At 66.9% G+C, this 8,663-nt stretch carries 10 protein-coding genes; 5 read left to right on the forward strand and 5 right to left on the reverse strand.

Annotated features, from left to right (window positions below):
• Positions 1-199: 199 nt before the first annotated feature.
• Together A7B20_RS21330 and A7B20_RS15840 are read right to left on the reverse strand one after the other, a co-directional pair.
• Positions 200-1,006 carry a hypothetical protein gene (locus tag A7B20_RS21330; RefSeq protein ID WP_157937705.1) on the reverse strand — a complete coding sequence of 269 codons (807 nt, stop codon included), beginning with the start codon at positions 1,004-1,006 and terminating at the stop codon, positions 200-202.
• Between the two features lie 263 nt (positions 1,007-1,269).
• Positions 1,270-1,872 (reverse strand): NUDIX hydrolase, encoded by a 603-nt coding sequence (locus tag A7B20_RS15840; RefSeq protein ID WP_102109554.1) that lies wholly within the window; start codon positions 1,870-1,872, stop codon positions 1,270-1,272.
• 165 nt (positions 1,873-2,037) lie between these two features.
• Between A7B20_RS15840 and pgsA the strand changes: the two genes are divergently transcribed.
• The 3 genes from pgsA to A7B20_RS15855 are packed head-to-tail and all read left to right on the forward strand — an operon-like array spanning position 2,038 to position 3,403.
• Complete coding sequence (gene pgsA, locus A7B20_RS15845; RefSeq protein ID WP_102109555.1) at positions 2,038-2,709, forward strand: CDP-diacylglycerol--glycerol-3-phosphate 3-phosphatidyltransferase; 672 nt, start codon at positions 2,038-2,040, stop codon at positions 2,707-2,709.
• Positions 2,709-2,954 carry a molybdopterin converting factor subunit 1 gene (gene moaD, locus A7B20_RS15850; RefSeq protein ID WP_102109566.1) on the forward strand — a complete coding sequence of 82 codons (246 nt, stop codon included), beginning with the start codon at positions 2,709-2,711 and terminating at the stop codon, positions 2,952-2,954. The genes pgsA and moaD overlap by 1 nt, the downstream gene beginning before the upstream one ends.
• 5 nt (positions 2,955-2,959) lie before the next feature.
• Positions 2,960-3,403 carry a molybdenum cofactor biosynthesis protein MoaE gene (locus A7B20_RS15855; protein WP_102109556.1) on the forward strand — a complete coding sequence of 148 codons (444 nt, stop codon included), beginning with the start codon at positions 2,960-2,962 and terminating at the stop codon, positions 3,401-3,403.
• A gap of 35 nt (positions 3,404-3,438) precedes the next feature.
• Here A7B20_RS15855 and A7B20_RS15860 read toward each other — a convergent pair whose 3' ends face one another.
• From A7B20_RS15860 to A7B20_RS15870, 3 genes are all read right to left on the reverse strand, one after another.
• Positions 3,439-4,782, reverse strand: coding sequence for an 8-oxoguanine deaminase (locus A7B20_RS15860; protein WP_102109557.1), 1,344 nt, complete (start codon positions 4,780-4,782; stop codon positions 3,439-3,441).
• Positions 4,779-5,588, reverse strand: coding sequence for an inositol monophosphatase family protein (locus A7B20_RS15865; protein ID WP_102109558.1), 810 nt, complete (start codon positions 5,586-5,588; stop codon positions 4,779-4,781). The genes A7B20_RS15860 and A7B20_RS15865 overlap by 4 nt, the downstream gene beginning before the upstream one ends.
• 69 nt (positions 5,589-5,657) lie before the next feature.
• Positions 5,658-6,032 (reverse strand): helix-turn-helix domain-containing protein, encoded by a 375-nt coding sequence (locus A7B20_RS15870; protein ID WP_102109559.1) that lies wholly within the window; start codon positions 6,030-6,032, stop codon positions 5,658-5,660.
• A gap of 294 nt (positions 6,033-6,326) precedes the next feature.
• On the opposite strand from A7B20_RS15870, the gene A7B20_RS15875 reads away from it, so the two are divergent.
• Together A7B20_RS15875 and A7B20_RS15880 are read left to right on the forward strand one after the other, a co-directional pair.
• Entirely contained in the window at positions 6,327-7,289 is a 963-nt protein-coding gene (locus A7B20_RS15875; RefSeq protein ID WP_102109567.1) for an NADPH:quinone oxidoreductase family protein, read from the forward strand.
• 139 nt (positions 7,290-7,428) lie between these two features.
• Positions 7,429-8,663: AAA family ATPase (locus tag A7B20_RS15880; RefSeq protein ID WP_157937706.1), on the forward strand; the 1,235-nt coding region annotated here is incomplete at its 3' end.

Raw genomic sequence — 8,663 nt, forward strand, 5'->3', positions numbered from 1 at the left:
CGACCCGCATTGGTATTTTGGTTCCAGCGCTTATAGATGGCGTTCGCAAGCCAGATTCCGCTCAGGGTGCCACCAAAACCAATGCCATATTTAATTAGAAGCCGACTTCCTGAAAGAAGTGGGCCGCCAAATATCCATGTGGATATGAGCGAAAAGATAAATGTATATACTGCAACCTTCCTTACGCTGGACATCCGTCCTACTCCAGCGGAACTGGAGCTTCTGCTCTGGCCACAGCACGGTCTCCATCAAGAATAAGAATTGAAATGAGTTGCCCGAGCCTATTAATGTCTTTCATTTTGTAATAATGCCTCATGCCAATCCCATCAAGCCCTTTGAACATGAGGGTTGGCGATTGACTTGGAATGTTCTCAGTCAAAAACCCAGGCTCGACGTCCCCGATTTCTTTAAAATAGCCAAATGTATTAATCTGAAGGCCCTCGCCGCTGTCGAGAAGGTCTCTAATCTCATCAATGGAGGCGTCCTCTGAATTCACAATGACCGCAATATGCTCTACGCCATCCGAGGACTCAATAAAGACTTCCGCAAGCCCATTATTAAGGCTTCGGATCCCGATGGTTACGGTCTCCATCTGAAGATTATTTCCATCTGGAGTGGACAGAAATATTGAAAGTTCAGTAATCTGAGCGGCGGCATTTCCCCAGAAGCTATCGTCGCAGGAGTCAATTCCAAAGTGCGCATAGCATTGATAGATGGTTCCAATCTCGCCACTAGTTCCGTCTTGGAAAACTACAGGTGACTCGCCGCGATCAAGACTCTTGACGCCTTTCTGAGTCCGTCGCGCGCACAATTTTGGGTTGAGTTGGTTCAAAGAGTCAATACCGAGACCTGCTTTCGACCAGAAAAATGCGCTCGCTTCGTCGGTCAGATTGCAAACTTCGTGGTATATTGAGGTGGTGTCTTGGTCTGTGATGATTGCAGAAAGAAACCGATGTTCATTCAATTCATCTATTATCGTATCCTCTGCCAAAGCTGAATTTGCCATGGAAAAAAGGCAATTACACCGATTAGCTTTCTGCTGTAGATTTTCATTCGGTTGCCCTCGGACTGCAAAGGTGACTAACTATCAGAAGCCTTGTTGGTTATACGGCTCGATGCTTGAACGTTCTTGGTGTGCGGACCAAGTCGATCTCACACAAAATTTGCAACGAAAAAAAATTTTGTTCAAGATTGAGTGCCCTTGAGCCTTGGTCCGTCGCCGCCGTTCGCCGTAAGTTGTGCGCACGTCCGCTAGGGCCAATGGCCCAGTCAACTCCTTACAACCCTCCCCGCCAAAGCCTGCAACAGCACCACCGTCTTTCCGCAGACGATCTCCCCCCGCCGCACCATCTCCAGCGCCTCGGGAAGGGGCAGGTGGACCACCTCGATGTCCTCCCCCTCGGATGCCAGCCCGCCGCCCCGGCCCACCCGGTCGGCGGGGCTGTAGGTGCCGAGGAAGAAGCTCTGCGCGCCGGGGACATAGGCGGGGGACATGAACAGGTCGAACAGGTGTTCGAGCGCACCGACGCGGTAACCCGTCTCCTCCTCCAGCTCCTCGCGCATCCGCGCCTCGGGCTCCATCCCGTCGAGGAAGCCCGCCGGCGCCGCCAGGATCATCCCCGCGTCGGGCGCCCCGTCCGCGTCGCCCGCCCGCGCCAGGTGCACCGGCAGGCGGAACTGGCGCACCAGCAGCACCGTGTCGGCCGCGGGATCGTGCAGCAGGCAGACCGCCCCGTCGTCGCGGGCATAGACCTCGCGGTCGAGCTTCTGCCAAGAGCCGTCGCGCCGCCGCTGTTCGAAATCGTAGCGGAACAGCGAGGCGAATCCGCGGTGCAAAAGGGTGCGGGTCAGGTTGCGGATGCTGTGGGTCATGGCGCTCCTCAAGGTTGAACCCGTCCTCTCCGGGCACCGCGCCGGTGTCAAGCGGGGCAGGGGCCGCCCGCCCCTGCCGGGCGCGGCGATCATGTCTGCGTGCGGCGGCGCCCGATTGCATCGCACCACCTTTCAACCCCCCGCGCGAACGGCTATCTCTGGCCCATGAGGTGGACTGTCCCGAATATCCTGACGCTTCTGCGTCTGCTGGCCGCGCCGGGCGTCGCCATCATGTTTCTCTATTTTTCCAGACCCCTGGCCGACTGGTTCGCCCTGCTGCTGTTCGGCGCCGCGGCCGCGACCGACTGGATCGACGGCTATCTCGCCCGCGCCTGGAAGCAGGAGACGAAGTTCGGCACCATGCTCGACCCCATCGCCGACAAGGCCATGGTCGTCATCGCCCTTCTCGTCATCACCGGCTTCTCGGGCATGAACCCCTGGATCCTGCTGCCCGCCACGGTGATCCTGTTCCGCGAGGTGTTCGTGTCGGGTCTGCGCGAGTTCCTCGGCGACACGGCGGGGCTGCTGAAGGTCACGAAGCTGGCCAAGTGGAAGACGACGGCGCAGATGGTGGCGCTGTCGGTGCTGTTCTCCCAAGGCATCTTCGAGCATTTCTTCGTCATGCAGACCCTCGGGATGGAGCCGGGCCTGATCGCCGACATCCTCGCGGGGCGCGAGGAGGACGTGCTCGGCATCGGCTGGAAGCACCAGGGGATGCTGGTGACGTGGTGGGGCGGGGTGATCTGCCTCTGGCTCGCCGCCGCGCTGACGCTGCTGACCGGCTTCGACTATTTCCGCAAGGCCCTGCCGTTCCTGAAGGAGGAGGCCCGCGCATGATCGACGTTCTCTATTTCGCCTGGGTCCGCGAGAGGATCGGCCTGCCCCGTGAACGGGTCGAGACGGGGGCCGAGACCGTGGCCGACCTCGTGGCCGAGCTGACGGCGCGGGAAGAGCGCTATGCCGCCGCCTTCCAGGACCTCTCGGCGCTGCGCGTCGCCATCGACCAGGAGCTGACCGATTTCTCCGCCCCCTTGGCCGGCGCGCGCGAGGTGGCCTTCTTCCCGCCGATGACCGGGGGCTGAGGCGCGTGGACGTGCGGGTGCAGGAGGCCGCCTTCGATCCCGGCGCCGAGCTGAACCGCTTCTCGGCGGCGCAGCAGAACGCGGGGGCCGTGGTCAGCTTCAGCGGCATCGTTCGCGACCGGCCCGAGGGCGGGCTGCTGCACATGGAGATCGAGCACTATCCGGGCATGACCCAGTCGGCCATCGCCGGGATGGTCGAGACGGCCGTCGCGCGCTGGTCGCTGGCCGATGCGCTGGTGATCCACCGGCACGGCGCGCTGAAGCGGGGCGAGGTCATCATGATGGTTGCCACCGCCGCGCGCCACCGGGCGGATGCCTTCGCGGCGGCGGAGTTTCTGATGGACTACCTCAAGTCCCGCGCGCCGTTCTGGAAGAAGGAGGTCGGCGCGGACGGCGCCGCTTGGGTCGCCGCGCGGGACGAGGACGAGGCGGCGCTGGGGCGCTGGTAAGCCGCGCGGCTGGGTAGGTATGGCCTGGGCCCGTCCTACGCGTGCTCTGCGAGCCTTCGCGCCAGCCGCTGTTGCCGCTCCAGCACCACCGGCAGGTCCAGCGTCGCGACCTGTCCGTCGCGCACCACCTGCCGTCCCTCCACGAACAGGTCGCGCACCCGCGTCGGCCCCGCCAGCAGCAGCGCCGCCGGATCCCAGCTGCCCGCGTTCTCGACGCCCGAACCGCCCCACACCGCCACGTCCGCCCGCTTGCCCGGGGCGATCTGCCCGCAGTCGTCGCGCCCCAGCACCTGCGCCCCGCCGCGGGTGGCGATCCACAGCGCCTCGCGCGCGCTCATCGCATCGGCGCCCCGCGCGACCCGCTGCAGCAGCATCGCCTGCCGCGCCTCGGCCACGAGGTTGCCCGCGTCGTTGCTGGCCGAGCCGTCGACGCCGAGGCCCACGCGCACGCCTGCATCCCGCATCGCCCTGACCGGCGCGATGCCCGACCCGAGGCGGCAGTTCGAGCAGGGGCAATGCGCCACTCCGGTCCCCGACCGCGCGAACAGGGAAATCTCGGCGTTGTCCAGCTTCACGCAATGGGCGTGCCAGACGTCCTCTCCGGTCCAGCCCAGGTCCTCGGCATATTGTCCGGGGCGGCAGCCGAACCGCTCCAGCGAATAGGCCACGTCCTCGTCGTTCTCCGCCAGGTGGGTGTGCAGCCGCACGCCCTTGTCCCGCGCCAGCAGCGCCGCGTCGCGCATCAGCTCGCGGCTGACCGAGAAGGGCGAGCAGGGGGCGACGCCGACGCGGCACATCGACCCCGCGGCCGGATCGTGGAAGGCGTCGATCACCCGAAGGCAGTCGTCGAGGATCGCCGCCTCGGTTTCGACCAGCGCATCGGGGGGAAGCCCGCCCGCGCTTTCGCCGATGGACATGGCGCCGCGGGTCGGGTGGAAGCGCAGCCCGATCTCGCGCGCCGCGTCGATCGTGTCGTCCAGCCGGGCGCCGTTCGGGAAGAGATACAGGTGGTCCGAGGTCAGCGTGCAGCCCGACAGCGCCAGCTCCGCCAGCCCGGTCAGGGCCGAGACGCGCATTTCCTCCGGCCCGAAGCGCGCCCAGATCGGGTAGAGCCGCCTGAGCCAGCCGAACAGCAGCGCATCCTGGGCGCCGGGAACGGCGCGGGTCAGTGTCTGGTAGAGATGGTGGTGGGTGTTGACGAGGCCGGGGGTGACGACGCAGCCGCGCGCCGACACGATCCCGGCCCCCGCGGCGTCCAGTCCCGGACCGATCTCGGCAACCACGCCGTCCCGCAGTCGCACGTCGCAGCCCGCCAGTTCCCGCGCGCCGTCGTCCATGCAGAGAACCAGGTCGGCACCCTGCACAAGAACGTGGCTCATCCCGCGTGCCCGGCGAGGATCGCCAGGGCGGCGGCGTGGATTTCGGGATTGGCGGCGGCGATCACCCGGCCGCCGTCGTGGGCCGGGCCGCCCGTCCAGTCGGTGACGATGCCGCCCGCCGCCTCGATCACTGCCATCGGCCCCTGGATGTCGTAGGCGTTCAGCCCCGCCTCGATCACCAGGTCGGCCTGCCCGAGCGCGACAAGCGCGTAGGCATAGCAGTCCATCCCGTAGCGGGTCAGCCGGACCTGCCGCGACACGGCCTCGAATCCCGCCCGGTCGGCGGTCGTGCCGACCTCGGGAAAGGTGGTGAACAGAATCGCCTCCGACAGCGGCCGCGGCGCGCGCGCCTTCAGCGCGCGCTGCCCGTGGGGGCCATCGCACAGCGCCGCGCCGAACCCGCCCGAGAAGCGCTCGCCGATATAGGGCTGGTCGACGATCCCGAAAAGCGGGCCCCGGGCGTCGGCGACCGCGATCAGGACCCCCCAGGTCGGCGCGCCCGCCAGGTAGGCGCGGGTGCCGTCGATCGGGTCGAGCACCCAGGTCAGCCCGGTGGTTCCGGGCGCATGTCCGTATTCCTCGCCCAGGATCGCGTCGTCGGGGCGCAGCTCGGCCAGCACGCGGCGCATCGCCGCCTCGGCCTGCCGGTCGCCTTCGGTCACGGGATCGAACCCGCCCGCATCCTTGTTGCCGCTTTCCAGCCCCGGCGCCCTGAAGTGCCGCAGCGTCTCGGGACGCGCGGCATCCGCCAGGGCGTGGGCACAGGAGGCAAGCTCCCGCTGAAGGTCGGCTGAAATCCGGTCCATCGGCAGTCTCCGCAAGGATCCTGCCCGCGGCTAGCGCGTCAGGGGCGGACGGTCAAGGAGAGGGAGATTTCAGGCCACGTCGCTGAGGACACGGGCCAGTTCGAACAGGCGGCGGCGCTGGTTTTCGGGAATGGCATAATAGGAGCGCACGAGTTCCAGTGCTTCCTTGTCGGCAAGAATGTCGCTCGGCATCGCCGAGGTTGAATGGTCGCGCCCCGCGGCACCGTCTTCCATGCCTTCGAAAAAGAAGGCGACCGGCACTTCGAGGACGTCTGCAATGTCCCACAGCCGCGAGGCGCTGATCCGGTTCATCCCGGTTTCATACTTCTGGATCTGCTGGAACTTGATGCCCACCTGTTCCGCAAGCTGCTGCTGCGTCATCCCCAGCATCCACCTGCGGTGCCGGACCCGTTTGCCGACGTGTACATCCACCGGATGTTTCATGGTCTTACTCCTTACCTAACGCTTGTGTGGCAATGAATTGTTAAAAGAGCCTCAACTCAACCTGACTATAAGTTCAGGCTGATGGCATCTGAAAAAAATATCAACTATTTCAAAGATCTGCCGGGGAACATAATTCAGGTCTGCTGATTTTTTGTTTCCTCCGCTCGCCCTGAGCGTGTCCTGAGGTCTGATTGTATGGCAAACGCCGCCTAACCTCAGCGTTGCATCGGCGACTCCGGCTCGCCCCGCGACGGGAAGTTTCGTATGGTCCGGCGATTCAAGGAGAGCACCGCCATGAAAGCCTTTCAAGTGCAAGATCACGCCCGCGCCCCGGCGATCGCCGAGACCGCCGCGCCCGACCCGGCCGCGGGGGAGGTGGCCGTCGATATCGCCGCGTGCGGTTTGAACTTCGCCGACCTGCTGATGGCCGAAGGCAAGTACCAGGAGCGCCCGCCGCTGCCGATGACCCTCGGGATGGAGCTGGCGGGAACGGTTCGTGCCCTGGGCGAGGGCGTCACGACCCTGGCGCCCGGGGACAGGGTCGCCGTCTTCTCGGGCCACGGCGGGCTGGCCGAACGGGGCTGCTTTCCGGCCGACCGCTGCACGAGGCTGCCCGACGCCATGCCGTTCGACCATGCCGCCGCCTTCCAGGTGGCCTATGGCACCGCCCATGTCGCGCTGGACCACAAGGCGGGGCTGCGCGAGGGCGAGACGCTGCTGGTGCTCGGCGCGGCCGGGGGCGTGGGGCTGGCGGCGGTGGAGATCGGCAAGCTGATGGGCGCCCGCGTCATCGCCTGCGCCCGCGGGGCCGCCAAGCTCGAGGTCGCGAAGGCGGCGGGCGCGGACGAGGTGCTGGACAGCGACGCCGAAGACCTGCGCGGCGCGCTGAAGGCGCTCGGCGGGGTCGACGTGGTCTATGATCCGGTCGGCGGCGACCTGTTCCGCGCCGCCATGCGGGCCTGCAACCCGGAGGCGCGAATCGTCATCGTCGGCTTCGCCAGCGGCGACATCCCGCAGGTGCCCGCGAACCACCTCCTGGTGAAGAACATCACGCTGATGGGCTATTACTGGGGCGGCTACATGGCGTTCCGGCCATCGGTCCTGACTGACAGCCTGACCCGCCTTTACCAGTGGTACGGCGAGGGGAAGCTGCAACCGCACATCTCCCACCACCTGCCGCTGGAGCGCGCGGCCGAGGCGATGGAACTGCTCAGGTCGCGCAAGTCCACCGGCAAGGTTGTGGTGACGATGGGCTGATCCCCTGTCCGTCGGCGCCCGCACGATATGTTGTGGATAAGCGGCGGAAAGGGGCCACATCCCGCCTCCGCTTCTTGACAACGCGAAGGCCTGCGCAACAGGATGCGGGCCCGACAGACAACCGCAGGGCTTCCCCGACGTGCGATTCACCCGCCTGAAACTGAACGGCTTCAAGTCCTTCGTCGATCCCACGGACCTCGTGATCGCCGAGGGGCTGACGGGCGTGGTCGGGCCGAACGGCTGCGGCAAGTCGAACCTGCTGGAGGCGCTGCGCTGGGTGATGGGCGAAAACCGCGCCTCGGCCATGCGCGGCGGCGGGATGGAGGACGTGATCTTCGCCGGTGCCTCCTCCCGGCCCGCGCGCAACTTCGCCGAGGTGGCGCTGCACATCGACAACTCCGACCGCCGCGCGCCCGCGGGGTTCAACGATTCGGACGTTCTGGAGGTCACCCGCCGCATCACCCGCGACGCAGGCTCGGCCTACAAGGCCAACAGCAAGGACGTGCGCGCCCGCGACGTTCAGATGCTGTTCGCCGATGCCTCGACCGGCGCCCATTCCCCGGCGCTGGTGCGGCAGGGCCAGATTTCCGAGCTGATCAACGCGCGGCCCAAGGCGCGGCGGCGGATCCTGGAAGAGGCGGCGGGCATCTCCGGCCTCTACCAGCGCCGCCACGAGGCCGAGCTGAAGCTGAAGGCGGCCGAGGCGAACCTCCTGCGCGTCGACGACGTGGTGGAGGCCCTGGCAAGCCAGCTCGCCACCCTCGCCCGGCAGGTCCGCCAGGCCGCCCGCTACCGCGAGATCGGCGTGGCCCTGCGCCATGCCGAGGGGCTGCTGCTCTATCGCCGCTGGCGCGAGGCGGACGCGGCCCGCGCCGCGGCCGAGACCGCGCTGAAGGCCTGCGTCGCCGCCACCGCAGAAACCGCCCGCCGCGCCTCCGCCGCCGAAACGGCGCGCGAGCAGGCCGAGGCGGCGTTGCCGCCCCTGCGCGAGGAGGACAGCATCGCCGCGGCCGTCCTGCAACGGCTGGAGGTCGAACTGGCCGCCCATGCCGACCGCGACAGCCGCGCCCGTGCCCTGATCGGCACGCTGGAAGGGCGGATCGGCCAGCTGGAGAAGGACAGCGCCCGCGAGGACGCGCTGAACAGCGACGCGGGCGAGACGATCGCGCGGCTCGACGCCGAGGCCGCCGAGCTCGCCGCCGCCGGCGAGGGGCACGAGGCGCGGCTGGCCGATGCCGCCGAGGCGGCGCAGGAGGCGGGCGAAGTGCTGAGCGCCCGCGAGGCCGACCTGTCGCTCCGGACCGAGGACATGGCCCGCCTCTCGGCCCGCCACCAGTCCGCGCACCGCCTGAAGGAGGACAGCACCCGCGCCCG

It is taken from the genome of Oceaniglobus roseus (assembly GCF_002869745.1).
GTDB classification, from domain to species: domain Bacteria; phylum Pseudomonadota; class Alphaproteobacteria; order Rhodobacterales; family Rhodobacteraceae; genus Oceaniglobus; species Oceaniglobus roseus.